Here is a 25210-nt window from a genome sequence, read left to right on the forward strand (position 1 = left end):
CCTCCGGTTGGGGATAAGGTGTCCAACTTTCGGGGGTCAGTTCACGTAAGGGCGAAAAGGTGACTATGCGTCAGTATAGCCAATGAATGCGCTTACAACTGTAAAAACCCACACCAACCGCATTTGACTTTGACTTTGACTTTGACTTTGACTTTGACTTTGACTTTGACTTACACAGTGTGTGTTTTGAAAGTTATATGCGCATTCAGTTGCGATGGTGACGCATAATCACCTTTCCGCCCTTACGGCGGGTCCCTTTTTGAAGGATCAAAAAGGAACCAAAAAATCCTCGCTCCATTCATCCGGCCCCTACGCTTCGCTCCGGGGTCCCCTCACTCCGGCCTTGCTCCCGGGAGGACCGCGCTGAACGCCCCATCCTGGGGCGCAGCGCTTGACGGGCATCCATGCCCGTCACCTCCCTCCGCAAGACCTCCGTTCGGCCTCCTGAAGTCGCAATTTGTGTCGCCTGAACTATCGCGCACTTAGAAGCAAAAGCAGAGCAAGAGCAGAACGTTTTAGTGTGGGTGAAGGTATGTAATTTTAGTGGGCAGCAGCCCTATCGTCGAGTTAATTGGCGACAGGGCTGCTGTATAAAAAAATATCAAGGCGAAATAGGATCACTCGCCGGAAAAGTCTCATCCAACGCGTTATCGACATTACTCTCTTTCGCCTGACTCACCTCCCCACATTTGCAATCCCCCATGCGACAAGGCTCACCATTACGGTGCCCCGTCGCACACGCTTCGCAGCAGTAAGCCTTGCCATCCTGGACCACGGCATTGGCATCCACGGTGCAGGAACAGTGGTTGCAGGAACAACGTTGCTCGTTCATCAGCGTTCTCTCCGCTCGTCTTCAGGGGTGACCTCGTCGGTCCATGGCTCGCCGTCCAACGGCGCCGAGCGGGCCAGTTCGGCCTCGTCCAGGCCGATGCCGCCACCAATCTCGTGGGCCTCGACATGACGCAGGGTCTGGTCCGCCGGACCGCCCGCCATGCCCGGCTCATCCGGATCGCGGGCACCGGTTTCGTCCAGCAGCGTGTCAGGGCTCAGGTCATCGAGGGTGACATTGTCCTCGTGCAGGCTGTCACTCAGCGCCTCGCCACCGGTCATGCCACTTTCGGCAACGCGTCTCGGTGGATACTCCTCCTCCACCTCCCGCGCCGGTCGCTCGTCGCCAATACGACCCCGGCGCTCATCGCGGCGTTCGCTGAAATCCAGCTCATGGACACTGCCCATGCGGTCTTGCGTGTCGTCGATCTCGACCGTCGGCTTGGGGTCTTCGGGGATGGGCATGATCGCTCTCCGATTTGTGGGCTCATCCGGTCGACTGCCCCGGCCAGCCAATGATTCAGAGTTTCTGCAGACAGCACCTGCCGACGCTTTTTTTGAACTCCGCCCAGCACCCTCGCCTCCCAACCTAGAGACCTCGTGAACCGTTTCGGAGCCCGTGATGGCCAAGCCCCTGCAGGAGTACCAGCGCAAGCGCGACTTCAACGCCACGCCCGAACCTGCCGGCAAACGCGGCCGCACGCGCAAGGCACATGCCTTGCAGTTCTGCATTCAGAAACACGACGCCAGCCACTTGCACTACGACTTTCGCCTGGAGCTCGATGGCACCTTGAAAAGCTGGGCCATTCCCAAGGGCCCCTCGCTCGACCCCAAGGTCCGCCGCCTGGCCGTGCATGTTGAGGATCACCCGCTGGACTACGCCGATTTCGAAGGCAATATCCCCGAAGGCCACTACGGCGCCGGTGACGTGATTGTCTGGGATCGTGGTATCTGGGAGCCCGAGGGCGACCCGCGCCAGGCCTACGCCAAGGGCAAGCTGCGCTTTCGCCTGCAGGGCGAGAAGCTGTCAGGTGTCTGGAACCTGTTCCGCACCCACCTGGCCGGCAAGAAGGAGCAGTGGATGCTGGTCAAGTCCCACGACGGCCAGGCCCGCAGCGAAACCGACTACAGCATCGTCGAAGCCTTGCCGGACAGCGTGCTTAGCGACCGTACCCTGCTGCCGCGCCAGCCGGCGAAAACAGCCACTGCCAACCAACGCAAGGCCAAGGCCAGCCCCGTCGCCCTGCCGGACAGGCTCCAGCCGCAACTCGCCACCCTGGTCGATTCGCCGCCCAGCGGTGACTGGCACTACGAGGTCAAGTTCGACGGCTACCGCATCCTCGCCCGCATCGAAGGCGCGGATGTGCGCCTGTTCACCCGTAATGGCCACGACTGGACTGCGAAGATGCCGCGTCAGGTCGAGGCCTTGAAAGCGCTGGGGCTCGATTCGGCGTGGCTCGACGGCGAGATGGTGGTGGTCGACGACCAGGGTGTGGCCGACTTCCAGGCCTTGCAGAACGCCTTCGACACCGAGCACGACGAATGCATCACCTATTACCTGTTCGACCTGCCCTACCTGGGCGGCGAGGACCTTCGCCAGCTACCGCTGCAGGCGCGACGGGGCACGCTGGCCCGGCTGCTGGAAAACACGCCCTCGGACCTCCTCAAGTTCTCCGCCGACTTCACCGAACCGGTCGACTCGCTGCTCGACAGCGCCTGCCGCCTCAAGCTCGAAGGACTGATCGGCAAGCGCGCCGACAGCCCCTACGTGGGCCGGCGCAGCAGTGACTGGATCAAGCTCAAGTGCAAGCAGCGCCAGGAGTTCGTAATCGTCGGTTACACCGACCCCAAAGGCAGCCGCAACGCCTTCGGCGCTCTGCTGCTGGCCCTGCACGACACCGACAGCGGCCAGCTGCGCTATGCCGGCAAGGTCGGCACCGGTTTCAGCGCCACCACGCTGGACAGCCTGCATGCGCGCCTCAAGCCCCTGGAAGTCGACAAGCCGGCCTTGCCCAAGCCGCCCCGCGGCGCCGAAGCCCGTGGCGTGCACTGGCTCAAGCCGCAACTGCTGGCCGAAGTCGCCTACGCCCAGATGACCCGCGAAGGCATCGTGCGCCACTCGGTGTTCCACGGCCTGCGCGACGACAAACCCGCCACCGCCATCGACCTGGAGCGTGCCATGCCCGCCAAGCGCGCCGCGCAGCCGCCCGCCGAGCACCTCGGCAGCCTGCGCCTGACACACCCCGACCGCGTGGTCGACGCCAGCACCGGCACCACCAAGCGCCAGGTCGCCGAGTACTACGCCCAGGTCGCCGACTGGTTGCTGCCGCAGCTCAAGGACCGCCCCGTGGCACTGGTGCGCGCACCGGACGGACTGGGTGGCGAACTGTTCTTCCAGAAGAACGCCGGCCAGTTGCACATCCCCGCGGTGCGCAGCTACAGCAAGGCGCAGGCCGGCCAGGCGGCGATGGTGCTCAACCGCGCCGACAGCCTGTTGGGCGCGGTGCAGATGAACATGCTCGAACTGCACACCTGGAATGCCACCGACAAGGATTTCGACAAGCCCGACCGCTTCGTCCTCGACCTCGACCCCGATCCGGCACTGCCCTGGAAAGCCATGCTCGAAGCGACCCAACTGACCCTCTCTCTGCTCGATGAGCTGGGCCTGAAGGTGTTCCTCAAGACCAGCGGTGGCAAGGGCATGCACCTGGTGGTGCCGCTGACCCGCCGCGCCGGTTGGGACAAAGTGAAGGACTTCAGCCATGCCCTCGTCGAGCATATGGCGGGCCTGTTCCCGGAGCGGCTCAGCGCCGTCTCCGGGCCCCGCAACCGGATCGGACGGATCTTCATCGACTACCTGCGCAACGGCAAGGGCGCCACCACGGTCGCGGCGTATTCGCTGCGTGCCCGCGAGGGGCTGCCGGTGTCGGTGCCGATCTGGCGTGAAGAGCTGACCCAGCTCAAGGGCGCCAACCAGTGGCACATCGGTAACTTGCAGGCGCGGCTGGCCGAGGTGGACGACCCATGGGCGGACATGGCCAAGACCCGGCAGTCCATCACCGTGCGCATGCGCAAACAGCTGGGCATCGACTGAACTGAGGCCAAAGGGGGGACCGTATTCATGAGCATCGTACAGGACTTCGACCTGACCAACCTCGACCGCCTGCTGCGCCGCTTCGGCGCCCGCCCGCAGGCCATCGACCTCGACACCTTGCTGCCGGAGCTGCTGCAGGCCATGCAGGCCGACCACCTCGACCTGTTGCCCCTGCCCGGCCAGGGCCAGACCCTCAAGCGCTGGCAGACGCTCGCGCGGGTCGCCGGTTGCGACCTGACCCTGGCCAAGCTCTATGAAGGCCATACCGATGCCTTGGCGATCCTCGCCGAGTGCGGCGCCGCCCATCATGCCCAGGACGGGATCTGGGGGGTGTGGGCCGCCGAGCCGCCGGACGCCCGTGCCCGTATCGTCGAGCGGCACGACGGGCAGGTACGCCTGCAGGGGCGCAAGGCCTGGTGCTCGGGCGCGCTGCAGATCGACCGGGCACTGATCACCGCCTGGGAGAATGACCAGCCGCAACTGGTGGCCATCGAGCTGTCGCACCCCAGCCAGCGCATCCAGGCCGACCAGTGGCAGGCGGTGGGCATGGCCACCACCACCAGCGTCAGCATCGAGTTCGACGACACGCCCGGGCTGGCCATCGGCCTGCCCGGCCAGTATCTGGCACGTCCTGGGTTCTGGCACGGGGGCGCTGGCATCGCCGCGTGCTGGTACGGCGCGGCCGAGGCCCTGGCCGACTACCTGCGCGAGCATTGCCGCATGCCTCGTCCCGATCCGCACGCCGATGCCCATCTGGGGGCGGTGGATGCCGCCTTGTACGGCGCCCGCGCCGCCCTTCGCGAATGCGCCGCCTGGATCGACCTGCAGCCCCATGCCGACGCCAGCTTCGAAGTGCGCCGTGCCCGCGCCCAGGTCGAACAGGCCGTCGAGCAGGTGATCCGCCATGTCGGCAGGGCGCTGGGTGCCACACCCTTCTGCCGCAGCAGCCATTTCGCCCGGCTCAGCGCCGACCTGCCGGTCTACCTGCGCCAGAGCCATGCCGAACGCGACCTGGCCGAACTCGGCAGGCAGGTGACCGGCATGCCGGCGGGAGCCTGGCAGCTATGAGCGAGAACCGTATCCAGGCGGCTGCCGGCACCCCTTGGCGCGACTGGCAGCAATCCGCGCACCTGGCCCGCGCCAAGTGGCTCAAGCCCGAACAGCTCTGTCCCCCCGGCCGGCGCCTGGTATTGCTGGCCCCCCACCCGGACGATGAAATCCTCATGGCCGGCGGACTGCTGGCCGGTTTCCACGGACGCGAGCAGGATCTGGTGCTGATTTCCGCCACCAACGGCGAAGGCAGCCATCCCCATTCCGCCCACTGGACCGAGCACCGTCTGCGCCACCAGCGCCCCCAGGAAAGCCGGCACGCCCTGCAACAGCTGGATCTGGACCTCAACCGCCTGGACTGGCGGCGCCTGAACCTCAAGGACGGCGCCCTGCCCCGCGACGAAGCGTTTTTGGCCAACTACCTGGAGCAACTGCTCGAACCGGACGACCTACTGCTGACTACCTGGCGCGGCGACGGCCACTGCGACCACGAAGCGGCCGGCCGCGCCGCTGCCCAGGCGGCCCAGGCGCGCCGGGTGCAACTGGCCGAGGCGCCGGTGTGGGCGTGGCATTGGGCGATGCCCGATGACCCGCGCCTGCCCTGGCCCCAGGCCCATCGGCTACAGCTCGACGACACCCGCCTGGCGCGCAAACGCCAGGCACTGGCCGCCCACGCCAGCCAGTTGCAGCCAGACGGCGAGCATCCTCCGGTGCTGCCCGTCGCCCTGCAGACCTGCCTGTTACAGCCTTTCGAACTGGTCTTCCTGTAATGGAGTCGCCATGAGCCTCGACGCGCAGTATTTCGCCGACCTGTATGCCGGCAACGACGATCCATGGGCCTTTCGCACCCGCTGGTACGAACGCCGCAAGCGCGACCTGGCGCTGGCCAGCCTGCCCAGCCAGTGCTACGGCCGGGTGTTCGAGCCGGCCTGCGCCAACGGCGAGCTGAGCGTGCAGCTGGCCGAGCGCTGCGCCAGCCTGCTGTGCCAGGACATCGACGCCACTGCCGTGAGGCTGGCCCGGCAACGCCTGGCGGGGGTCGACCATGCCCGCGTCGAACAGGGGCACCTGCCGGGCGATTGGCCGGGCGGGCAGTTCGACCTGATCGTGCTCAGCGAGATCGGCTACTACCTCGATCCCACCGACTGGTTGCAGGTGATCGAACAGTCCGTGGCCTGCCTGGCCGGCGACGGCGGATTGCTGGCCTGCCACTGGCGCCATCCGATTGCCGGCTGCCCGCAGGACGGCGGCCAAGTGCACGCCCTGCTGGCCAGGCACCTGCCACTGTATCCCCAGTTGCGCCATGAAGAGGCGGACTTCCTGCTCGAGTACTGGTCGTGCCAGCCCCGGGTGGTCGACCTGGACGAGACCTGCCCATGATCGCGGTGATCATTCCCGCCCATAACGAGGCCCGGCGCCTCGGACACTGCCTGAAGGCCGTGCGGGTGACAGCTGCGCGGGCCGAAGCCGCGGGCCTGGAGGTTGAGGTGCTGGTGGTGCTCGATCGCTGTACCGATGCCAGCGCGCGCATCGCCAGGCGCCATGGCGTGCACACGCTGGCGCTGGAGGCCGGCAATGTCGGCATTGCCCGCCGCCTGGGGGCGGCCTGGATGATCGAGCGCGGCGCCCAATGGCTGGCATTTACCGACGCCGACAGCCGCGTGCCTGGCCACTGGCTGCTGTCGCAGCTGCAATGGCATGCCGACGCGGTGTGCGGCACGGTACATATCGAGCGCTGGCAACCCTGGCAGGGTGTGGCCTTGCGTCAGCTGTACCACAGCCGCTACCAGGCAACGGAAGGCCACCGGCATATCCACGGCGCCAACCTTGGGGTCTGCGCCAAGGCCTATGCCAAGGTCGGCGGTTTCCAGCCGCTGCCGGCCCACGAGGATGTGCAACTGGTGCTGGCGTTGGAGGCCATCGGCGCGCAGATCGTCTGGACCGCCAGGCACAGCGTGGCCACCAGCAGCCGTCGGGACAGCCGGGCGCGGCAGGGATTCGGCGATTACCTCAGGGGATTGGAAGGCCAGATCCTGTAGACCGGCGCTCGGATCACGACGCCTTGCGTGGGCGCTTGGCCGCAGGCTTCTTCGCCTTGCTCTTGCCACCCAGGCTGCGCTTGAGCAGCTCGGTAAGGTCGATGATGTCCGCGCCCTTCTCCGCCGTGGCGCCCTCGCCTTTTTCCACGGTCTCGATCTTGCCCTTGCTGGCCTTCTCCTCGACCAGGTCGAGGATGGTCTGGCGGAATGCGTCGTGGTAGTCATCAGGCTTCCACGGCCCGCTCATGTCCTCGACCAGGCGCTTGGCCATGTCCAGCTCGCGCTTGTCGACCTTGCTGTCGGTCACGCTCTTGTCCAGCTCCAAGGTCTCCAGCCCACGCACTTCCTCCGGCCAGCGCAGGGTGATCATCACCAGCGCTTCATTGAGCGGGCGCAGCAGCGCGAGGTGCTGGCGGGTATGCAACACCACCGTGGCCAGGGCCACCTTGCCGGTGCTGGCCAGGGTCTCGCGCAGCAAGGCGTAGACCTTGCCGCCCCGGCGGTCCGGGCTCAGGTAATACGGCGTGTCGAACTGTTGCAGGGGGATTTCCCCGGCTTCGACGAACGAAAAGATATCGATGGTCTGGGTCGCCTCGGGCCGGGCCTTGCGGATTTCCTCCTCGCTGATCACCACGTAGCGGCCCTTCTCGTACTCCACGCCCTTGACGATGTTTTCCTTGTCGATTTCCTTGCCGGTGACCTTGTTCACCCGCTTGTAGCCGACCGGCTCCATGCTGCGCTTGTCCAGCCAGTCGAAATCCACCCGCTCGCTGCGTACGGCGGTGTTGAGGGACACGGGGATGTGCACCAGACCAAAACTGATCGCGCCTTTCCAGATAGCCCTGGCCATGGCTGGCTCCTATGCATTCGAGGACAGGCCGGGCTGGCTGTAGCGCAACGCGCCACAGCGTTCGCAGCACTGGCATTGCAGTCCGGCAACTTCACGGATCAACTGGCTGCGCCATTGGCAGCCACGCAGCAGGCAGACAAGTTTCATCAGCCACCTCCCTGGCCCACATCGACGGGGCGCTTACAAGGACTGACTGCGCGGCGCGCGGAAGGTTTATTCGGCTTTGCCCTACGGCAGCGGATTGCCCCCGGTGACGCCGAAAATCTCGGCGGTGATGTAGCTCGACTCCTGGCTGGCCAGCAGCGCGTAAAACAGCGCGCACTCGGTACGCATGGGAACCTCCTGGTGGGGTGTGCGCGGTGCCAGGCGAACCCGGCACCGCGTGCCCTCACTTACGAGCGGCCGCCCTTGTGGCCGGACTCGCTCTGGCGATTGCCGCCGCCGGAGCTCTGCCCGCCCTTACGACCGGCTTCGGACGCTTTTTCGCGGTCATTGGCGAAATTGCCTGGGTTCTTCGTTCCACCCTGGCTGCCGGTCTTGTTGGCGTCCTGCTTGGTGGTGTCCTGGCGACCGGTCATGTTGCTGTTTTTGTTGGCCATGGTTGCAAAAACCTCGTGTGGCTAAGGGTTGCACGGCGAGGTGCCGTACATGGATTGGGAGTACGGCGATAAAGAGGGATTCGGATTATTCCGAGCGGATCGGACCGGTGGCGCTAAACAAGCGGCGACGGTGTATTTGGGGCGCAAGCGGTTGCCTGGTGGGCAGACTTTGCGTTGACCCCAGGCGGAGATCTGGCATACTTCGCCGACCTACCGGTCGGTAGGTTGCTATTTTGCTTGCACGGACTTTCGCTCATGCCCGCTTCACATTTGCGCTTCGCCGCCTCCCTCGCCCTGATCGGCGCCCTTGGCCCGTCTGCCATCGACATGTACCTGGCCAGCCTGCCGGAGATGGCCCGCGACTTCGCCACCGGCTATACCCAGGTTCAGCTGACGCTGACCGTGTTCCTGCTGGCCATGGGCGCCGGGCAACTGCTGTTCGGGCCACTGGTGGATGCCTTGGGTCGGCGTCGCCCGCTGCTCGCCGGCCTGCTGGTGTTCTGCATCGCCTCCCTGGCCGCTGCGGGCGCACCGTCGCTGGACACGCTGCTGCTGGCGCGCCTGGTGCAGGGCCTGGCCAGCGCGCTGACGCTGGTGGTGATCATGAGCATGGTCCGCGACAGCGCCGATGGCGCACGGGCGGCGCAGATCTTCGCCCTGCTGATGACCATCGAGGGCCTGGCGCCGATCCTCGCCCCGGCCCTGGGCGGGGTGATCGACGCGGCCTATGGCTGGCGGGCGATCATGCTGGTGCTGGCCGGCCTCGGCCTGCTGACCCTGGTCAATTCGGCCATGACCCTCGATGAAACCTTGCCGCCGGCGCATCGGGTGCGCCTGGCACCGGCCACGGTATGGCGTACCTACGGCCGCATCGCCGCCGACGGCGCGTTCCTGCGCCCGGCCCTGGCCCTGTCGGCGGTGTTCTTCTTCCTGTTCGCCTACATCGCCGGCTCGGCTTATGTGTACCAGCAGCACTTCGGCCTCTCCAGCACGCACTTCGGCCTGCTGTTCGGCGGCTGCGGCGTTGCCATCCTGCTCGGCGCGGCGCTGTCCGGCTATTGCGTCAGCCGGCACGGCGTGGCCCAGGTAGCCTGGTGGGGGGCGCTGTGCATGGGGGCCGGCGCAGCACTGGCGGTGATTGCCGGCCTGTCTGGCGCAGGCCTGCCGCTGCTGCTGGCGGGCGTGGTACTGGCGCTGTTCGGCCTGGGGGTTTGCGAGGCCACCTTGATGGCCCTGGCGATGTCATCGCAGCAACGCGATGTCGGCTCGACGGCGGCCCTGCTCGGCGCGCTGCAACTGGTGATCTCGTCCAGCGCCACGCCCCTGGCCGGGCACCTGGCTACCCTGGGCCCGCTGGCCTGGGCCTGGTTGCTGGCGGCGTCGGCCGTGGTCATCGTCGGTTTGACCCGCGCCGCCATGGCAAAGACAATCAGCGCCTCGTCCTGCAGCGTCAACCCGGAGTGACCGCCTTGAAAGCCCTGACCCCATCCGCCGCGCGCATCTGCGAGCATGCCGTGGAGCATTTCGCCGAGCACGGCTACGACGGCTCGTCGCTGAGCGAGATCGCCGCCCTGGCGGGCATGCGCAAGGCCTCGCTGTACGCCCACTTCGCCAACAAGGACGCGTTGTTCGTCTGCGCCTTCGAACGGGCCCTGGCCGATGAGACCACCTACGTCGAGGCAGGCTTCGGCCATGAAGCGGCGGGCCGCGAGGCGCCGGGGCACTGGCATCCGCTGCACCTGGCCGAGCGCTACGCGGCCTCGGCCAACCTGCGCTTCGTACTGCGCAGTGCATTTCTGCCGCCGGCGCCGGTCCGCTCGAATGTCACCAGCGGCTTCGAGGCGTACCTGGAGCGAATCCGCCTGGGCTTCTGCCAGGCCCTGCGCGACCGGCATGCCTGGGCCCGCAGTGATGGCAACAAGCTGGAGCTGTATGGCGATGCCTACCTGGGGATCATCGACAGCCTGCATGTGGAGCTGCTGTACGCGCCCCCGGCGGTGTATGCGCGGCGGGCAGCGTCGTTGCTGAAGATTCTCGATGATTCGCTGCAGTTGGCCGGGCAGTAGACCCTGGGGCCGCTGTGCGGCCCCATTGATTTCAGGGCCTGACCTTCTTCAGCTCGTTCAACAACCCCATCAACTGCTCCAGCTTGTCCGCGCCGAACTGGCGCTGGATTTCCTGGTAGTTGCGCTCCATCTCCTCGCTCATCGCCAGGAACGCCTGCTGCCCGCGCACGGTCAGGCTGATGAAGATGCGCCGCTGGTCTTCCGGCGACTTGCGCCGCGCCACCAGGCCGTCGCGCTCCAGGCGCTTGAGCACGCCGCTCATGCTCGGTTTGAGGATGCAGGCCTGGTCGGCCAACTGGTGGCTTTCCAGCTCGCCCTGCTGGCGCAGGATACGGATCACCCGCCATTGCTGCTCGGTCAGGTCGTGGGCATTCAGGGCCGGGCGGAAGAACGCCATGGTCGCTTCGCGGGCCTGCAGCAGGGTCAAGGTCAGGGAGGGTCTTGGTTGGGTCATCAGGGTCAAGGGCTGTTTTATTAAGATATTAATAAAGTGAAATACATTTTCACCCGGGCTGTCCAGCCCTGTGAAAAGTACCAGTGCTCCTGGCAATCACCCATTCCCGCGCTGCCTTCCCCATAGCACGATCTGCCGACAGCCAGCCGCCCGGAGCCCGTCGCCACATGTCAACGCAAACCCGCCTGGCGCTGGCGATACTCACCCGGCGTCATCTGCGCATGGCGCTGGAAGAAGCGGCTGAAGTACGCCGGGTCCTTGAACCCCAGGCGGTAGCAGATCTCGTTGGCCGAGCCGCCGGTGTACAGCAGCAAGCGCCGCGCCTCCTGCATCAGCCGCTCGAACACCAGGCGCTTGGACGGCAGGTCGGCCATGCGCCGGCATACGTCGTTCAGCCGCGCCTCGGTCACGCCCAGGGCCGCCGCGTAGGCCGGCAAGGTCCAGTGGTCGAGGTAGTGGCGCTCGATCAGTTCGTTGAAACGGTGAAACAGCTGCAGGTCCTCGTGCCGCGCGGGCGTGGCCTCCAGCGAATTGGCGCACAGGCGCAGCAGGCTGATCATCACCAGGCGCGCCAGATCCTGCACCGCGGTGCCCTGCCCGGCCTGGCCATGGCCCAATTCGCCGCCCAGCAGGTCGAACAGCTGCTCCAGGCGCCGCACCTCTTCGGCCGCCGCCCCCTGCAGATGACCGAGCGCGACACACGCAGGCTGCAGACGCGGCGCGAGCGCCAGTGCAGGCTCGGCCTGCAGCAGTTGCCAGACCAGTTGCTGGCGCACGGTCAGCACATGGCCGTCGGCATCGGGCTCGGTGACGAAGGCATGGGGAATGGTCGGCGGGGTCAGGAAGAACATCGGCCCCGACTCGTGGTAACGCTGCTCGTCCAGATACACCCGCACGCTGCCGGTCTTCACGTAATGCACCTGGAAGAAGCGGTCGTGGCGGTGCACCGGCATGTTGCGGCCGAAGAAACCGGCCAGGTTGCCCAGGCGGTCGTAATGCACCTCGCTGTCGCTGTAGCGCTGGTCGTAGACCTGACCGATGTTGATGTTGGGGATCGGCTGTCGTTCTTTCATTGTTGTTCTCGCAGCGGTGAAACGCGCCGGGGGAAATCATCCTAGCACCACCGGCCAGCGGCGAATGCCTTGACGATCGTTAACATATTAAATATAACGTTAACACATTAACAAAAACACCACGAAGCGCCCCCGGTCGCTTCGCCCACCGCAGGAGAAATGCATGAGCCGTGCCTTGCACGAGGTCGCCAGCGGCAGCCTGTTCGGCGTCGCCCTGAACTACCAGGGCCTGCTGCAACAGCATCTGGCGTCCTTCCACGAAGCGCCGTACCAGCAGCCGCCGGTCAAACCGGTGCTGTTCATCAAGACGCCCAATACCCGCAACGGGCACGCCCGGCCGGTGACCTACCCCTCGGCAGTCGAACGCCTGCAAGCGGGCCCTGCCCTGGGCGTGGTCATCGGCAAGGACGCCAGCCGCGTCGGCCTGGAACACGCGCTGGAGCATGTGGCGGGCTACACCATCGTCAACGAGTTCAGCCTGCCCGAAGACAGCTACTACCGCCCGGCGGTCAAGGCCAAGTGCCGCGACGGCTTCTGCCCGCTCGGCCCGCAGCTGGTGCCGGCTGCGCAGGTCGGCAACCCCGACGCGCTGGGCATTCGTCTGTGGGTCAACGGTGAGCTGCGCCAACAGAACAATACCGCCAACTGCGTGCGCGGCGTGGCCCGGCTGATCGCCGAGATCAGCGAGTTCATGACCCTGCATGCCGGCGACGTGCTGATCACCGGCACCCCGGAAGGCCGTGTCGATGTACTGCCCGGCGACCAGGTGACGGTCGAGATCGACGGCCTCGGCCAACTGACCAACCCCATCGTCGCCGAACAAGGACTTGTCTCATGAAGCACGCCCGTATCCAGTTCGACGGCCAGGTCCACGCGGTCACCGTCGAAAACGACCAGCGACTGCGCCTGGCCGATGGCCGTGTGGTCGACGCCGACCAGGTCACCTGGCTGCCACCGGCTACCGGCAGCATGTTCGCCCTGGGCCTGAACTACGCCGACCATGCCGCCGAGCTGGCCTTCACCCCGCCCACCGAGCCGCTGGCCTTCGTCAAGTCGCCCGGCACCTACACCGGGCACAACCAGGTCAGCTGGCGCCCGGACAACGTCAAGTACATGCACTACGAGTGCGAACTGGTGGCGGTGATCGGCAAGCCGGCGCGCAACGTCAAGCGCGAGGACGCCCTCGACTACCTGGCCGGCTACACGGTTTGCAACGACTACGCCATCCGCGACTACCTGGAGAACTACTACCGCCCCAACCTGCGGGTGAAGAACCGTGACGCCACTACCCCGGTGGGCCCTTGGATAGTCGACACCGCCGATGTGCCGGATCCGTCGAACCTGACCCTGCGCACCTGGATCAACGGCGAGCTGAAACAGCAAGGCACCACGGCCGACATGATCTTCGACATCCCCTACCTGATCGAATACTTCTCCAGCTTCATGACCCTGCAACCCGGCGACATGATCGCCACCGGCACCCCGGAAGGCCTGGCCGACGTGGTCCCGGGCGACGAAGTGGTAGTGGAAGTGGAAGGCGTCGGCCGCCTGGTCAACCGGATCGTCAGCGAAGCCGAGTTCTTCGCCCGCAACGCACAAGAGGCAACAGCATGATCAAGCACTGGATCGATGGCCGCGAAGTCGAGAGCCGCGACACCTTCGTCAACTACAACCCGGCCACCGGCGAGGCCATCGGCGAAGTCGCCAGCGGCGGCGCCGAGGAAGTCGCCCTGGCCGTGGCCGCGGCCAAGCAAGCCTTCCCGAAATGGGCCAATACACCGGCCAAGGAGCGCGCGCGCCTGATGCGCCGCCTGGGTGAGCTGATCGAGCAGAACGTGCCGCAGCTGGCCGAGCTGGAAACCCTGGACACCGGCCTGCCGATCCACCAGACGCGCAACGTGCTGATTCCCCGCGCCTCGCACAATTTCGACTTCTTCGCCGAGGTGTGCACGCGCATGGACGGCCACAGCTACCCGGTGGACGACCAGATGCTCAACTACACGCTCTATCAGCCGGTGGGCGTGTGCGCGCTGGTGTCGCCGTGGAACGTGCCGTTCATGACCGCCACCTGGAAGACCGCGCCATGCCTGGCCCTGGGCAATACCGCGGTGCTGAAGATGAGCGAGCTGTCGCCGCTGACCGCCAATGAGCTGGGGCGCCTGGCGGTCGAGGCCGGTATCCCCAATGGCGTACTCAACGTCATCCAGGGCTACGGCGCCACAGCCGGCGATGCCCTGGTGCGTCACCCGGACGTGCGCGCCATCTCCTTCACCGGCGGCACCGCCACCGGCCGCAAGATCATGCAGACGGCCGGCCTGAAGAAGTACTCCATGGAACTGGGCGGCAAGTCGCCGGTACTGATCTTCGAGGACGCCGACCTCGAGCGTGCGCTGGATGCCGCCTTGTTCACCATCTTCTCGCTCAACGGCGAGCGCTGCACCGCCGGCAGCCGCATCTTCATCCAGGAAAGCGTGTACCCGCAGTTCGTCGCCGAGTTCGCCGCCCGCGCCAAGCGCCTGATCGTCGGTGACCCCACCGACCCGAAGACCCAGGTCGGCTCGATGATCACCCAGCAGCACTACGACAAGGTCACCGGCTACATCCGCATCGGCCTGGAAGAAGGCGCGCGCCTGCTGGCCGGTGGCCTTGAGCGCCCGACGGGATTGCCGCCGCACCTGGCCAAGGGGCAGTTCATCCAGCCGACGGTGTTCGCCGATGTGAACAACAAGATGCGCATCGCCCAGGAAGAGATCTTCGGCCCGGTGGTGTGCCTGATCCCGTTCAAGGACGAGGCCGAGGCGCTGCAACTGGCCAACGACACCGAGTACGGCCTGGCTTCGTACATCTGGACCCAGGACATCGGCAAGGCCCATCGCCTGGCCCGTGGCATCGAGGCCGGGATGGTGTTCATCAACAGCCAGAACGTGCGCGACCTGCGCCAACCGTTCGGCGGCGTCAAGGGCTCGGGCACCGGCCGCGAAGGCGGGCAATACAGCTTCGAGGTCTTCGCCGAGATCAAGAACGTGTGTATATCCATGGGTAGCCATCACATTCCGCGCTGGGGGGTGTAACGCGGGGCTGCTGGGCAGCCCATCGCCGGCAAGCCGGCTCCCACAGGGATCACCGCACACTGTGGGAGCCGGCTTGCCGGCGAAACGAGGGCGAAGCCCTCGCCATGGATACATAACAACAACCCGTTACCGGAGATTCCCATGGGCACACTCGCTCTCGCCGCCAAGATCACCCACGTGCCGTCGATGTACCTGTCCGAACTGCCCGGCCCGCGCCAGGGCTTTCGCCAGGCGGCCATCGACGGCCACCTCGAGATCGGCCGGCGCTGCCGCGAACTGGGCGTCGACACCCTCGTCGTGTTCGACACCCACTGGCTGGTCAACGCCAACTACCACATCAACTGCGCCGCGCACTTCGAAGGCTTGTACACCAGCAACGAACTGCCGCACTTCATCGCCAACATGAACTACGGCTTCCCCGGCAACCCCGAGCTGGGACGCATCCTCGCGCAAGAATGCAATCGCCTGGGCGTGGAAACCATGGCCCACGACGCCACCACGCTGGCGCCTGAATACGGCACCCTGGTGCCGATGCGCTACATGAACACCGACCAGCACTTCAAGGTGATCTCGGTCTCGGCGCTATGCACCTCGCACTACCTCAACGACAGCGCCCGCCTGGGCTGGGCCATGCGCAAGGCGGTCGAGGAGCACTACGACGGCAGCGTGGCGTTCCTGGCCAGCGGTTCGCTGTCCCACCGTTTCGCCCAGAACGGCCAGGCCCCGGACTTCGCCACCAAGGTCTGGAGCCCGTTCCTGGAAACCCTCGACCACCGCGTGGTGCGCATGTGGCAGGACGGCGACTGGGCCGATTTCTGCGCGATGCTGCCCGAGTACGCGGTTAAGGGCCATGGCGAAGGCTTCATGCACGACACCGCCATGTTGCTCGGCGCCCTGGGCTGGTCGCAGTACGACGGCAAGGCCGAGGTGGTGACGCCGTACTTCGGCTCCTCCGGCACCGGCCAGATCAACGCGATCTTCCCGGTCACCCCGCAGGACGGCAGCGCGATCCCCGCCGCCCAGGCCTCGAACCCGGCCGGGGTCACCTCCACAAGCCGCCTGTAAGGAGCACCACCATGCCCCATCTGGTCCTGCTCTACAGCCCGGATATCGAAGCCGACGCCGATATGCCCGGCCTATGCCGCGCCCTGGCCGACTGCATGCTCGCCCAGCGCGACGAACACCATCGCCAGGTGTTCCCCACCGGCGGCACCCGTGTGCTGGCCTACCCCGCCGCCCATGCGGCAATCGCCGATGGCCGCGGCGCCTACGGTTTCGTCTACGCCAACCTGCGCATGGGCGGCGGACGCAGCGCCGCAGTGCACCAGCAGGTCGGCGACGCGCTGCTGGCGGTGTTGCGCCGGCACCTGGATACGCTGCTGGAACGTCGCCCGGTCGGCGTGACCCTGCAAATCGACGAAAGCCAGGCCCAGGTGTACGACGCCAAGCACAGCAGCCTGCACCCTCTGTTCACCCGCCAGCCCTGAGGTCTCCATGCTCGACGCCCGCATCATCCAGCAAGCCGCCGCCCGCCTCGACCAGGCCGAACGCACCCGCGAACAGGTCGGCCAGTTTTCCCTGGAACACCCCTCGATCGGCATCGAGGACGCCTACGCCATCCAGCGTGCCTGGGTGGCACAGAAGATCGAGGACGGCCGCAAGCTGGTCGGCCACAAGATCGGCCTGACCTCCCGGGCCATGCAGGTCTCGTCGAACATCACCGAGCCGGACTACGGCGCGCTGCTCGACGACATGCTGTTCGACGAAGGCAGCGACATACCCTTCGAGCGTTTCATCGTGCCGCGGGTCGAGGTGGAACTGGCGTTCATCCTCGGCAAGCCGCTCAAGGGGCCGAACGTGACCCTGTTCGACGTGCTCGACGCCACCGAGTGGGTGATCCCGGCGCTGGAAATCATCGATGCGCGCATCCAGCAGGTCGACCCGCTCAGCGGCGCCACCCGCAAGGTGTTCGACACCATCTCCGACAACGCCGCCAACGCTGGCGTGGTGATGGGCGGGCGCGCCGTGCGCCCGGGCGATATCGACCTGCGCAAGGTCCCTGCGGTGCTGTACCGCAACGGCGTGATCGAGGAGTCCGGGGTGTCGGCAGCGGTGCTCAATCACCCGGCCAAAGGCGTGGCCTGGCTGGCCAACAAGCTGGCGGCGCACGACGTGGGCCTCGAAGCCGGTCAGGTCATTCTCGGCGGCTCGTTCACCCGTCCGGTGGCAGCCCGTCGCGGCGACACCTTCCACGTCGACTACGACCAGCTCGGCTCGATCGCCTGCCGTTTCGTCTGAGGAGCGCCCATGGACATGCCCATCAACACCTTCAAGCAACGCCTGCGCAGCGGCCAGGCGCAGATCGGCCTGTGGCTTGGCCTGGCCGACCCGTATTGCGCGGAGCTGGCGGCCAACGCCGGCTTCGACTGGCTGCTGCTCGACGGCGAGCACGCGCCCAACGACCTGCGCAGCCTGCTCGGCCAGTTGCAGGCCGTGGCCCCCTACCCGGCCCAGCCCATCGTGCGCCCGGTGATCGGTGATACCGCGCAGATCAAACAGTTGCTCGATATCGGCGCACAGACCCTGCTGGTACCCATGGTCGAAAGCGCCGAGCAGGCGCGCCAGCTGGTACGGGCGATGCGCTACCCGCCCCACGGCGTGCGCGGAGTCGGCAGCGCTTTGGCGCGGGCCTCGCGTTGGAACAGCATCCCCGGCTACCTGGACCAGGCCGACGACCAGATGTGCCTGCTGGTGCAGGTGGAGAACCGCGAAGGCCTGGCCAACCTCGATGCAATATGCGCCATCGAAGGCGTCGATGGCGTGTTCATCGGCCCCGCCGACCTCAGCGCCGCCATGGGCCAGCGGGGCAATCCGGGGCATCCCGAGGTGCAGGCGGCCATCGAGGACGCCATCGTGCGCATCACTCGCGCCGGCAAGGCGGCGGGCATCCTCAGCGCCGACACAACGCTGGCGCGACGCTATATCGAACTGGGCGCGACGTTCGTCGCGGTCGGCGTCGACACCACGGTGCTGATGCGCGGCTTGCAGGGGCTGGCGGGCATGTTCAAGGCAGGGACCGCCGCCATTGCCCAGGGCGGTGTCTACTAGCCTGGCCTTGTAGCGCGTAAGCTCGATGTTGGGGCGATCCGGTGATGACAGAAAGCACTACTGGCCCGCCCGGCAGCACCATGCTAGCCTCCGCGCGCCCCGCCCTGCGGGGTCGCGACAACGTCGAATCAAGGAGTCAGGCAATGGACCTGCAGTTTCTGGGCACCTCTTCCGGGGTGCCCACCAAGGCCCGCAACGTCAGCGCAACAGCGGTCATAGAAGCCACGGGTAACGGGTGGTACCTGGTCGATTGCGGCGAAGGCACCCAGCACCAGTTGCTGCGCAGCCCGCTGTCGGTGCGCGACCTGCGCGCCATCTTCATCACCCATGTGCACGGCGATCACTGCTTCGGCCTGCCGGGGCTGCTGGCCAGCGCCGGCATGTCCGGGCGCAAGGAGCCGCTGGTGCTGGTCCTGCCGGCAGACCTGCACCCATGGGTCCGGCAGAGCCTGGCGGTCAGCGACACCTACCTGCCCTTCGAGTTGCAGATGCAGGCGCTGGAGACCTTCACAGGCTTGAACCACGGCAATATCCAGGTCGGCGTGGTCGAGCTGTCGCACCGGGTACCCTCCTACGGCTTCGTGTTCGAGGAGCGCGACCCGCAACCTCACCTGGACACCGAGCGCCTGCGCGCCGACGGCATCCCGGCCGGGCCGCTGTGGGGGCAGATCGCCCGTGGTCAGACAGTCGAGCACGAAGGTCGCCAGATCGACCCGCTGGCCTACCTGCAACCGACGCGTCCGGCGCAACGCATCATCGTCTGCGGCGACAACGACCGCCCTGAGCTGTTGAGCGAACTGGCCGCCAACGTCGACGTGCTGGTCCACGAAGCCACCTTCACCCAACCGGTGGTCGAACGCACCCAGGCCAGCTTCGGTCACAGCACCGCGGCTGCGGTGGCGCGCTTCGCCGAGATGGCGGCGGTGAAGAACCTGGTGCTGACGCACTTCAGCGCCCGCTACCAGTCAGGCGGTGGGCGCGGCGGTTCCATTGAGGAGGTACGCGAAGAGGCGCTGGCGCACTACAAAGGGCACCTGACCCTGGCCCGGGACCTGGCGCGCTATCGGATTGGCCGTGACGGGGTGCTGGTCGAGGTGGAGTAACGCCCCACCTTGCTGCCATGACAGCCCTCGATCAATGCGCCGGATGCTGCTCCACACTGGCCGCCAGGCAGTAGCGATCGCGCCCCTGCCGCTTGGCCTGGTAGAGCGCTCCGTCCGCCGCTGCCATCAGGTTTTCCGGGGTCACCGTCTCCAACGTCGGCGCACCCACCGCGATCCCGGCGCTGGCCGTGACATGGCCGAACGGACTGCCACCGTGCTCGATGGCCTGCCGACGCAGCAACTGCAGGATCTCCTGCACGATCTGGCTGGCCCCCGCGGCATCGGTATCGGGCAGCAGCAAGGTAAACTCTTCGCCACCATAACGCACCGCCAGGTCGCCCGGGCGTTTCAGCGCCTGGCGCAACAGTTCGCCGAAGCGGCGCAGGCACTGGTCGCCGGCCGGATGCCCGTAGCGGTCGTTGTAGGCCTTGAAACAGTCCAGATCGAGCATCACCAGGGCCAGGGCATAGCCCTGTCGCCGCGCCCGGCGTATCTCCGGTTCCAGCACCGCATCCAGCCGCCGGCGGTTGCCCAGCCCGGTCAGGCTGTCGGTCAGGGCCAGCGCCTTGAGGGTCTGGTGGGCCTGGTGCAGGGCACGCTCGATGGCGATGCGCTCGCGCAACTGGCGCAGGACGATCCAGCCGAAGCCAGCCAGGCCGATCAGTACCAGGACCAGCACCGCCACCGACTTGAGCATGTCGTGGCGCCACGGCGCGATGATCGACTCGCGCGACAAGCCCGCCTCCACCACCAGCGGGTAGCTGCTCAGCGAGCGAAACCCGTACAGGCGAGGTGTGCCGTCGACCACCGCCACCGCTTCGGCCACTCCTTCGCTGACATGGGGCAGGTACTTGCGGAAGATGTCGCTGGCCGCCAGGCTGCGGCCGATCACCTGCTCGACGAATGGCCGGCGCACGAGGATGGTGCCGTCGCGCTTGGCCAGCACCAGGGCGCCACGCTCGTCGATCTTGAAGTCGCCGTAGTAGCGCACGAACCAGTCGACCTTGATGGTGCCCAGCAACACCCCGGCAAAGCTGCCGTCGGCATTTTCCAGGCGCCGCGAAATGGGGATGATCAGGTCGCCCGTGTAGCGGCTGCGCACCACCGAGCCGATGCGCACCTGGCGGTCGGGATGGGTGCGGTGATAGATGAAATAGTCGCGGTCGGCATTGTTGGCGCCCGCTGGCACATCATCCTTGTCGGTGACGATCCAGCCGCCGTCCGGGCCATAGACGAACAGCCCGTGCAACTGCGGCATGATCTGCGCCTGCTGCTTGAGCAACGCATGCAGGCGCGGGCGGTCGACATGATCGAAACCATCGCCTTCCAGGCGCTCGGCCAGGGCTGCGGTGATGGCGTCCACCTGGCGGATGGCATCCTCGGCATGCTGGGCGGTGGCCCGCGCCAGGTTGCTGACCGCGTTCTCGGCATTGCTGAACACTTGTCGGTAGTCGCGCCAGATCCGCCAGCCTTCGACCAGCACGAAAGCCAGCATCACCACCGCCATGAAACTGAGCATCAGGCGGAACAGCGACACGGCGCGGCCCTCGCCCGTCACCGGGAAGAGGCCGTCCTCGGTCTGTTTCCTGACTGCGCGCATTGAAGTCCCTTGTCATCGACCCTTGGCCGCCAATGACTATAGTTCAGCGCCGCTTGCGTGTGCCGAGGCTGATCCACACCGGCGCATGGTCGCTGGCGTGGGCCTCGTTGCGTACCCAGGCGTCCTTCAGTAGAAAAATTAAACCTTTGCCCGCCGCCGGCCCTCAACCGTACGCGACACTGACGTCGCGCCAACGGATAAGGAGTCACACATGTGCAATCTGTTCCTCAAGCGGGTCGGGTTTTCCATGGTGCTGGGCATGGCGTCGCTACAGGCCATGGCCGCCTCGTCGGATGACTTCGTCGACGCCGCCACCGAGGCCGGCATCGCCGAAGTGGTGACCGGCAAGCTGGCGCTGGACAAGAGCAAGGACCCGCAAATCAAGACATTCGCCCAGCAGATGGTCACCGACCACACCCAGGCCAACCAGAAGCTCGGCGACATCGCCCGCAAACTGGACATCAGCGTGCCCGATGAAGCGGCGCTGACCGACAAGGTCAAGAAGATGATCCTGGAATGGCGCGACGAGTCGTTCGACCGCTCCTACGTCAACAACCAGGTCGAGGCCCACGAGAAAGCCGTGGAACTGTTCAGGAAAGAGGCCGCCTCGTCCGACAAGGCCGAACTCAAGGCCTTCGCCGGCGAGACCTTGCCCAAGCTCGAAGAGCACCTGAAGCATGCCAAGGAACTGCAGGCCAAGCACGGCCAGTAACCCGCCCCACTGACAAAACGAGGCTCCCATGAGCAATGATGCACTGCGTTCGGAAGTCCTGACCCGTCTGCTGCACGCCCACCCGCAAGGGTTGGGCAAGGAAGTGCTGGACAACTACCGCGGCGAGAAAGCCGTGGCCGGCATGCTCAAGACCCTGCAGGAGCAAGGCTTGATCCACGATGGCAGCGTGAATGTCGAAGCCGGCCACACGCTCAGCGTCAACTACCCGATCAAGCTGTCGTCCGCCGGTGTCGAGGCCGCCAGACAAGCCGAAGGCTGATGTCGGTCCGCCCTGTGGCAATGGCTCGGCCAGCTGCCACGGGGCGCGCTAGCGCAGGCCTTCGATGATCGCCTCCATCAACGCCCGCACTCGTCGTGGCTGCACTCGCGTCGGCGGGTAGACGATCTGCAGGGCCACCTGGCCGGCGCTGAAGTCTGCCAGCACTTCGACCAACCGGCCGTTGTCGAGGTCGTCGCGCACATCGCGAAGCGATTTCAAACACAACCCGTGCCCGTCCAGCGCCCAGCGCCGCACCTGCTCGCCGTTGTTGGCGATCCGCCGCCCGCGCACGCTCACCGGGTAGGCCACGCCATCCAGGCGAAATGGCCAGACCCGTTCGGCGTGGATGCCGAAGCGCATGACGATGCAATCGTGACGCGCCAGGTCGTCCGGGTGCAGTGGCGTGCCGTGGCGGCGCAGATAGTCGGGCGCGGCGCACAGCACCCGACGGTTGTCGCCCAGGGGCCGTGCGCGCAGGGAACTGTCGGCCAAGGTGCCGTAGCGAATGGCGAAATCGATGCCCTGCCCCACCAGGTCGACGTAGCCATCGGTCAGGTCCAGGTCGATCGAGACTTGCGGATGTTCGGCGAGGAAGCGGTCGAGCAGCGGCACGATACAGTGCTGGCCGAGGTCTACCGGCGCGCTCAGGCGCACCAGTCCGGAGATCTTCTGCTGGCCGTCTCTGAGACGGCTTTCCAGCTCGTCGGCCTCGGCCAGCAGGCGCCGTGCGCCCTCGGCGAGTTGCCGGCCGGCGTCGGTGAGGCTCAGCGAGCGGGTGCTGCGGGTCAGCAGCGTCACCCCGTAATGCGCCTCCAGCGCCGACAGGCGCTCGGATACCGTGGCCGGTGACAGCCCGCGCTCGCGGCCCGCCGCCGACAGGCTGCCTTTTTCGATGATGGTCAGGAACAACGCCAGGTTATCCAGCATGCTTTTCGACTTTTCCGAAATATGATTTTGGCTTTCGCCTGATTATTCGCGATTTCCTCGCTAATTACACTGCCCGGCATCGACACCCGCACAGGAGCAACCCGATGACCAGCAGAAGAGATTTCATGAAAGGCACCCTCGCCGGCGGCATCGCCGTCGCGGCGGGCGCGGTACTGGCGAAAGAGCCGGGCAGCAGCACCGGGACGCCGCCCGATAGCGGCGATGGCAAAGGGTTCTGGCCCAATGGCGCGCAACTGGTGATTTCCGTGTCGTTGCAATTCGAATCCGGAGGCCAGCCGGAACACGCCGAAAGCCCCTTCCCGCCCCTGGATTCACGCTACCCCGACACCATCGCCCCCAGCTGGTACCGCTATGGCCCGCTGGAAGGCGTGCCGCGCCTGCTCGCGCTGTTCGACCGGCACGGCATCAAGGTCACCTCGCACATGGTCGGCAAGGCTGTGGAGGCTTACCCGGAGCTGGCGGCCGAGGTGGTCAGGCGCGGCCACGAAGCCGCCGGCCACGGCCTGCACTGGGCGCCGCAGTACAGCCTGACGCCGGCAGAGGAGCGTCGTCAGTACGAGCAGGCCAGCGCCATCATCGAGCGCGTCACCGGCCAACGCCCGGTGGGTTTCAACGCATTCTGGATGCGTCACTCCCGCGAGACCCTGAACATCCTCCAGGACCTCGGCTTTCTCTACCACATCGACGATCTGGCCCGCGACGAACCCTCGATCACCCCGGTGCGCGGCAAGCCGTTCGCCGTGGTGCCCTACACCCTGCGCAACAACGACATCGGCCGCATCGCTGGTTCCTCGGCGATGACCGGCGCCGCGCTGTTGCAGGAGCTCAAGGACGAGTTCGACGTGCTCTACGCCGAAGGCCGCCAACGGCGTCGGCTGATGTCGCTGTCGGCGCATGACCGCATCGGCGGCACGCCTACCGTGGTGCATGCGCTGGATCAGTTCTTCGCCTATGCCCGCGGCCATGCCGGCGTGGCGTTCATGCGCAAGGACGAGATTGCCCGTTGGGCCCTGGCCCAGGCCGATACGCCGGTCAATCCGCCACGTGTGTTCGACTGACCGACCGGGGGCGCTTCGCGCCCTTTCGCCGGCAAGCCGGCTCCCACACCGAACGCGCAAATGTCACGCCATGCACTGTACCTGTGGGAGCCGGCTTGCCGGCGATGAGGCCAGCCCTGGTAACCCTGGATCAAGGCCAGCCCGTGTGTTCAGCGCCCCACCAACCCCGCCTGGCGCATGAACGCGAGGTTGTCCTCCAGATGCCAGTCCTCGGCGATCCGGCCCTCGGCGACACGGTAGATATCCATGGCGATGAAATCGATGGCTTGGCCCTGCCCCTGGTGCTCGCCCAGCTTGCCGCTGAAGTGCCCGGTGAAACGCAGCGCCGCGGTGACCCGATCGCCCGCGACGATCATCTGCAGTACCTCGCAGCGCAGGTCCGGCACCGCTGCGCGGAATGCCCTGGAAGCGCTCAATGGCCCTTCCACGCCCTGTGGCCGTCCCGGTGGCAGTGTGTTGTCGCGAAAGTCGCTGGCCAACGCGGCGCGGGCCATGGCCTCGTCGCCGGTGTTCCAGAAGGTGTCGTAGCGGCGGGCGGCGAGGATCTGCTGCTCCAGCTGGGCCTTGGGCAGGCTCTGGTCCACGACCAGGGTAGCCGGAGTCACCAGCTCGCCGGCATTGCCCGGATTGGCCGCCGCGCTCAACAACAGGAGGGTGATCCAGCGGCCAGCACGCAGCGCCGAAGCCTTGGGTTCGGTGTTCATCTCAGTTTCCTTCAGTGCATTCAACGGGTGGGTATGGCGCGGCCGCGAACCATGGATAAAAGCCTAACCAGTCCCGCCCAGGCGCTCAAGAAGGCACTTTTCACTCACCTGATTACCTTGGAGTAACCCATGGCCCATTACCGCGAATGCCCCGCCTACGACGTATTCGCCCCAAACTGCCCGGCCCGCCTGGTGCTCGACCGCCTCGCCGACAAATGGGTGCTGCTGCTCATCGACCGCCTCAGCGCCGGCGAGCGGGTGCGTTTCAACCAGCTGCGCCGGGATATCGCCGGCGTCTCGCAGAAGGTGCTGTCGCAAACCCTGAAGCGGCTCGAACGCGACGGCCTGGTGGAGCGCCAGGTGTATCCGACCGTGCCGCCCACCGTCGAATACGCCCTCACCGAGCTGGGCGCGACACTGGGCGGCACTGTGGAGCGTTTGGCGCAGTGGGCGGAGTCGAACATGCCGGCGATTCTTCTGGCGCGCCAGCTGTACGACCAGTGCGGCGAATGATTCAGCCCTCTTTTTCGACATCCCTCGGGGGCATCGGCGGACCACATGGCCCCGCAGATC

At 66.3% G+C, this 25210-nt stretch carries 29 protein-coding genes and 1 pseudogene; 19 read left to right on the forward strand and 11 right to left on the reverse strand.

What is annotated here, in order from left to right; genetic code table 11:
- Positions 1 to 601: 601 nt before the first annotated feature.
- Together AAHK21_RS23510 and AAHK21_RS23515 are read right to left on the reverse strand one after the other, a co-directional pair.
- Positions 602 to 832: a metallothionein gene (locus tag AAHK21_RS23510; RefSeq protein WP_367858497.1), complete on the reverse strand. Its 231-nt coding sequence runs from the start codon at positions 830 to 832 to the stop codon at positions 602 to 604.
- Entirely contained in the window at positions 832 to 1293 is a 462-nt protein-coding gene (locus AAHK21_RS23515) for a phosphotransferase system, HPr-related protein (RefSeq protein ID WP_094012203.1), read from the reverse strand. The genes AAHK21_RS23510 and AAHK21_RS23515 overlap by 1 nt, the downstream gene beginning before the upstream one ends.
- Before the next feature lie 157 nt (positions 1294 to 1450).
- Between AAHK21_RS23515 and ligD the strand changes: the two genes are divergently transcribed.
- From ligD to AAHK21_RS23540, 5 genes are read left to right on the forward strand one after another with little or no spacing between them, the layout of a single operon-like run.
- Positions 1451 to 3922 carry a DNA ligase D gene (ligD, locus tag AAHK21_RS23520; RefSeq protein ID WP_367858498.1) on the forward strand — a complete coding sequence of 824 codons (2472 nt, stop codon included), beginning with the start codon at positions 1451 to 1453 and terminating at the stop codon, positions 3920 to 3922.
- A 27-nt stretch (positions 3923 to 3949) separates the two neighbouring features.
- On the forward strand, positions 3950 to 4990 hold the full coding sequence (locus AAHK21_RS23525; RefSeq protein WP_367858499.1) for an acyl-CoA dehydrogenase: 1041 nt from the start codon (positions 3950 to 3952) through the stop codon (positions 4988 to 4990).
- Complete coding sequence (locus AAHK21_RS23530; protein ID WP_367858500.1) at positions 4987 to 5742, forward strand: PIG-L deacetylase family protein; 756 nt, start codon at positions 4987 to 4989, stop codon at positions 5740 to 5742. The genes AAHK21_RS23525 and AAHK21_RS23530 overlap by 4 nt, the downstream gene beginning before the upstream one ends.
- Before the next feature lie 10 nt (positions 5743 to 5752).
- Entirely contained in the window at positions 5753 to 6352 is a 600-nt protein-coding gene (locus tag AAHK21_RS23535) for a class I SAM-dependent methyltransferase (RefSeq protein WP_367858501.1), read from the forward strand.
- Complete coding sequence (locus AAHK21_RS23540) at positions 6349 to 7011, forward strand: glycosyltransferase (protein ID WP_367858502.1); 663 nt, start codon at positions 6349 to 6351, stop codon at positions 7009 to 7011. Before AAHK21_RS23535 ends, AAHK21_RS23540 begins: the two co-directional genes overlap by 4 nt.
- A 13-nt stretch (positions 7012 to 7024) precedes the next feature.
- Here AAHK21_RS23540 and AAHK21_RS23545 read toward each other — a convergent pair whose 3' ends face one another.
- From AAHK21_RS23545 to AAHK21_RS23560, 4 genes and pseudogenes are all read right to left on the reverse strand, one after another.
- Positions 7025 to 7861, reverse strand: a complete 837-nt coding sequence (locus AAHK21_RS23545; protein WP_217869649.1) for a Ku protein — start codon at positions 7859 to 7861, stop codon at positions 7025 to 7027.
- A gap of 9 nt (positions 7862 to 7870) precedes the next feature.
- Positions 7871 to 8008: a PSPA7_2676 family Cys-rich small protein gene (locus AAHK21_RS23550; RefSeq protein ID WP_177182941.1), complete on the reverse strand. Its 138-nt coding sequence runs from the start codon at positions 8006 to 8008 to the stop codon at positions 7871 to 7873.
- Between the two features lie 81 nt (positions 8009 to 8089).
- Positions 8090 to 8185, reverse strand: a pseudogene (locus tag AAHK21_RS23555) (NAD(P)-dependent dehydrogenase); the annotation flags it as partial.
- Positions 8186 to 8253: 68 nt separating this feature from the next.
- Positions 8254 to 8460, reverse strand: a complete 207-nt coding sequence (locus tag AAHK21_RS23560; protein WP_367858503.1) for a general stress protein — start codon at positions 8458 to 8460, stop codon at positions 8254 to 8256.
- A 255-nt stretch (positions 8461 to 8715) separates the two neighbouring features.
- On the opposite strand from AAHK21_RS23560, the gene AAHK21_RS23565 reads away from it, so the two are divergent.
- Positions 8716 to 9924 carry a multidrug effflux MFS transporter gene (locus tag AAHK21_RS23565; protein WP_367858504.1) on the forward strand — a complete coding sequence of 403 codons (1209 nt, stop codon included), beginning with the start codon at positions 8716 to 8718 and terminating at the stop codon, positions 9922 to 9924.
- Between the two features lie 5 nt (positions 9925 to 9929).
- Complete coding sequence (locus AAHK21_RS23570; protein WP_367858505.1) at positions 9930 to 10526, forward strand: TetR/AcrR family transcriptional regulator; 597 nt, start codon at positions 9930 to 9932, stop codon at positions 10524 to 10526.
- Between the two features lie 31 nt (positions 10527 to 10557).
- On the opposite strand, the gene hpaR is transcribed toward AAHK21_RS23570, so the two are convergent.
- A complete protein-coding gene (hpaR, locus tag AAHK21_RS23575) occupies positions 10558 to 10980 on the reverse strand; it encodes a homoprotocatechuate degradation operon regulator HpaR (RefSeq protein ID WP_023632900.1) in 423 nt (140 codons plus the stop codon).
- Between the two features lie 170 nt (positions 10981 to 11150).
- Positions 11151 to 12053, reverse strand: a complete 903-nt coding sequence (hpaA, locus tag AAHK21_RS23580; RefSeq protein WP_367858506.1) for a 4-hydroxyphenylacetate catabolism regulatory protein HpaA — start codon at positions 12051 to 12053, stop codon at positions 11151 to 11153.
- Positions 12054 to 12216: 163 nt separating this feature from the next.
- On the opposite strand from hpaA, the gene AAHK21_RS23585 reads away from it, so the two are divergent.
- The 8 genes from AAHK21_RS23585 (at position 12217) to AAHK21_RS23620 (ending at position 19335) form a co-directional block, all read left to right on the forward strand.
- Complete coding sequence (locus AAHK21_RS23585; RefSeq protein WP_367858507.1) at positions 12217 to 12891, forward strand: fumarylacetoacetate hydrolase family protein; 675 nt, start codon at positions 12217 to 12219, stop codon at positions 12889 to 12891.
- Complete coding sequence (locus AAHK21_RS23590; protein ID WP_367858508.1) at positions 12888 to 13667, forward strand: fumarylacetoacetate hydrolase family protein; 780 nt, start codon at positions 12888 to 12890, stop codon at positions 13665 to 13667. The genes AAHK21_RS23585 and AAHK21_RS23590 overlap by 4 nt, the downstream gene beginning before the upstream one ends.
- A complete protein-coding gene (gene hpaE / locus AAHK21_RS23595) occupies positions 13664 to 15124 on the forward strand; it encodes a 5-carboxymethyl-2-hydroxymuconate semialdehyde dehydrogenase (protein WP_367858509.1) in 1461 nt (486 codons plus the stop codon). Before AAHK21_RS23590 ends, hpaE begins: the two co-directional genes overlap by 4 nt.
- 141 nt (positions 15125 to 15265) lie before the next feature.
- Positions 15266 to 16189 (forward strand): 3,4-dihydroxyphenylacetate 2,3-dioxygenase, encoded by a 924-nt coding sequence (hpaD, locus tag AAHK21_RS23600; RefSeq protein ID WP_217869637.1) that lies wholly within the window; start codon positions 15266 to 15268, stop codon positions 16187 to 16189.
- 11 nt (positions 16190 to 16200) lie between these two features.
- Entirely contained in the window at positions 16201 to 16611 is a 411-nt protein-coding gene (locus AAHK21_RS23605) for a 5-carboxymethyl-2-hydroxymuconate isomerase (protein WP_367858510.1), read from the forward strand.
- Between the two features lie 7 nt (positions 16612 to 16618).
- Positions 16619 to 17422 (forward strand): 2-oxo-hept-4-ene-1,7-dioate hydratase, encoded by an 804-nt coding sequence (gene hpaH, locus AAHK21_RS23610; RefSeq protein WP_367858511.1) that lies wholly within the window; start codon positions 16619 to 16621, stop codon positions 17420 to 17422.
- 9 nt (positions 17423 to 17431) lie between these two features.
- Positions 17432 to 18232 (forward strand): 4-hydroxy-2-oxoheptanedioate aldolase, encoded by an 801-nt coding sequence (gene hpaI, locus AAHK21_RS23615; protein WP_367858512.1) that lies wholly within the window; start codon positions 17432 to 17434, stop codon positions 18230 to 18232.
- Positions 18233 to 18375: 143 nt separating this feature from the next.
- The gene (locus tag AAHK21_RS23620; protein ID WP_367858513.1) at positions 18376 to 19335 is read left to right on the forward strand and encodes a ribonuclease Z; all 960 of its coding nucleotides are present in this window, start codon (positions 18376 to 18378) and stop codon (positions 19333 to 19335) included.
- Positions 19336 to 19366: 31 nt separating this feature from the next.
- On the opposite strand, the gene AAHK21_RS23625 is transcribed toward AAHK21_RS23620, so the two are convergent.
- Entirely contained in the window at positions 19367 to 20935 is a 1569-nt protein-coding gene (locus AAHK21_RS23625) for a diguanylate cyclase (RefSeq protein WP_367858514.1), read from the reverse strand.
- A 211-nt stretch (positions 20936 to 21146) separates the two neighbouring features.
- On the opposite strand from AAHK21_RS23625, the gene AAHK21_RS23630 reads away from it, so the two are divergent.
- Positions 21147 to 21647: a DUF4142 domain-containing protein gene (locus tag AAHK21_RS23630; RefSeq protein ID WP_367858515.1), complete on the forward strand. Its 501-nt coding sequence runs from the start codon at positions 21147 to 21149 to the stop codon at positions 21645 to 21647.
- A 28-nt stretch (positions 21648 to 21675) separates the two neighbouring features.
- The gene (locus AAHK21_RS23635; RefSeq protein WP_367858516.1) at positions 21676 to 21927 is read left to right on the forward strand and encodes a hypothetical protein; all 252 of its coding nucleotides are present in this window, start codon (positions 21676 to 21678) and stop codon (positions 21925 to 21927) included.
- Positions 21928 to 21975: 48 nt separating this feature from the next.
- Here the strand turns inward: AAHK21_RS23635 and AAHK21_RS23640 are convergent, their stop codons facing one another.
- Positions 21976 to 22854: a LysR family transcriptional regulator gene (locus AAHK21_RS23640; RefSeq protein WP_367858517.1), complete on the reverse strand. Its 879-nt coding sequence runs from the start codon at positions 22852 to 22854 to the stop codon at positions 21976 to 21978.
- A 104-nt stretch (positions 22855 to 22958) separates the two neighbouring features.
- Here AAHK21_RS23640 and AAHK21_RS23645 point away from each other — a divergent pair, with 104 nt between their 5' ends.
- Positions 22959 to 23933 carry a polysaccharide deacetylase family protein gene (locus AAHK21_RS23645; protein WP_367858518.1) on the forward strand — a complete coding sequence of 325 codons (975 nt, stop codon included), beginning with the start codon at positions 22959 to 22961 and terminating at the stop codon, positions 23931 to 23933.
- 149 nt (positions 23934 to 24082) lie between these two features.
- Here AAHK21_RS23645 and AAHK21_RS23650 read toward each other — a convergent pair whose 3' ends face one another.
- Complete coding sequence (locus AAHK21_RS23650) at positions 24083 to 24637, reverse strand: ester cyclase (RefSeq protein ID WP_367858519.1); 555 nt, start codon at positions 24635 to 24637, stop codon at positions 24083 to 24085.
- 129 nt (positions 24638 to 24766) lie between these two features.
- Here AAHK21_RS23650 and AAHK21_RS23655 point away from each other — a divergent pair, with 129 nt between their 5' ends.
- A complete protein-coding gene (locus AAHK21_RS23655) occupies positions 24767 to 25150 on the forward strand; it encodes a helix-turn-helix domain-containing protein (protein ID WP_046855686.1) in 384 nt (127 codons plus the stop codon).
- The last annotated feature ends 60 nt before the right edge of the window (positions 25151 to 25210 follow it).

It is taken from the genome of Pseudomonas sp. TE50-2 (assembly GCF_040813665.1).
GTDB classification, from domain to species: domain Bacteria; phylum Pseudomonadota; class Gammaproteobacteria; order Pseudomonadales; family Pseudomonadaceae; genus Aquipseudomonas; species Aquipseudomonas soli.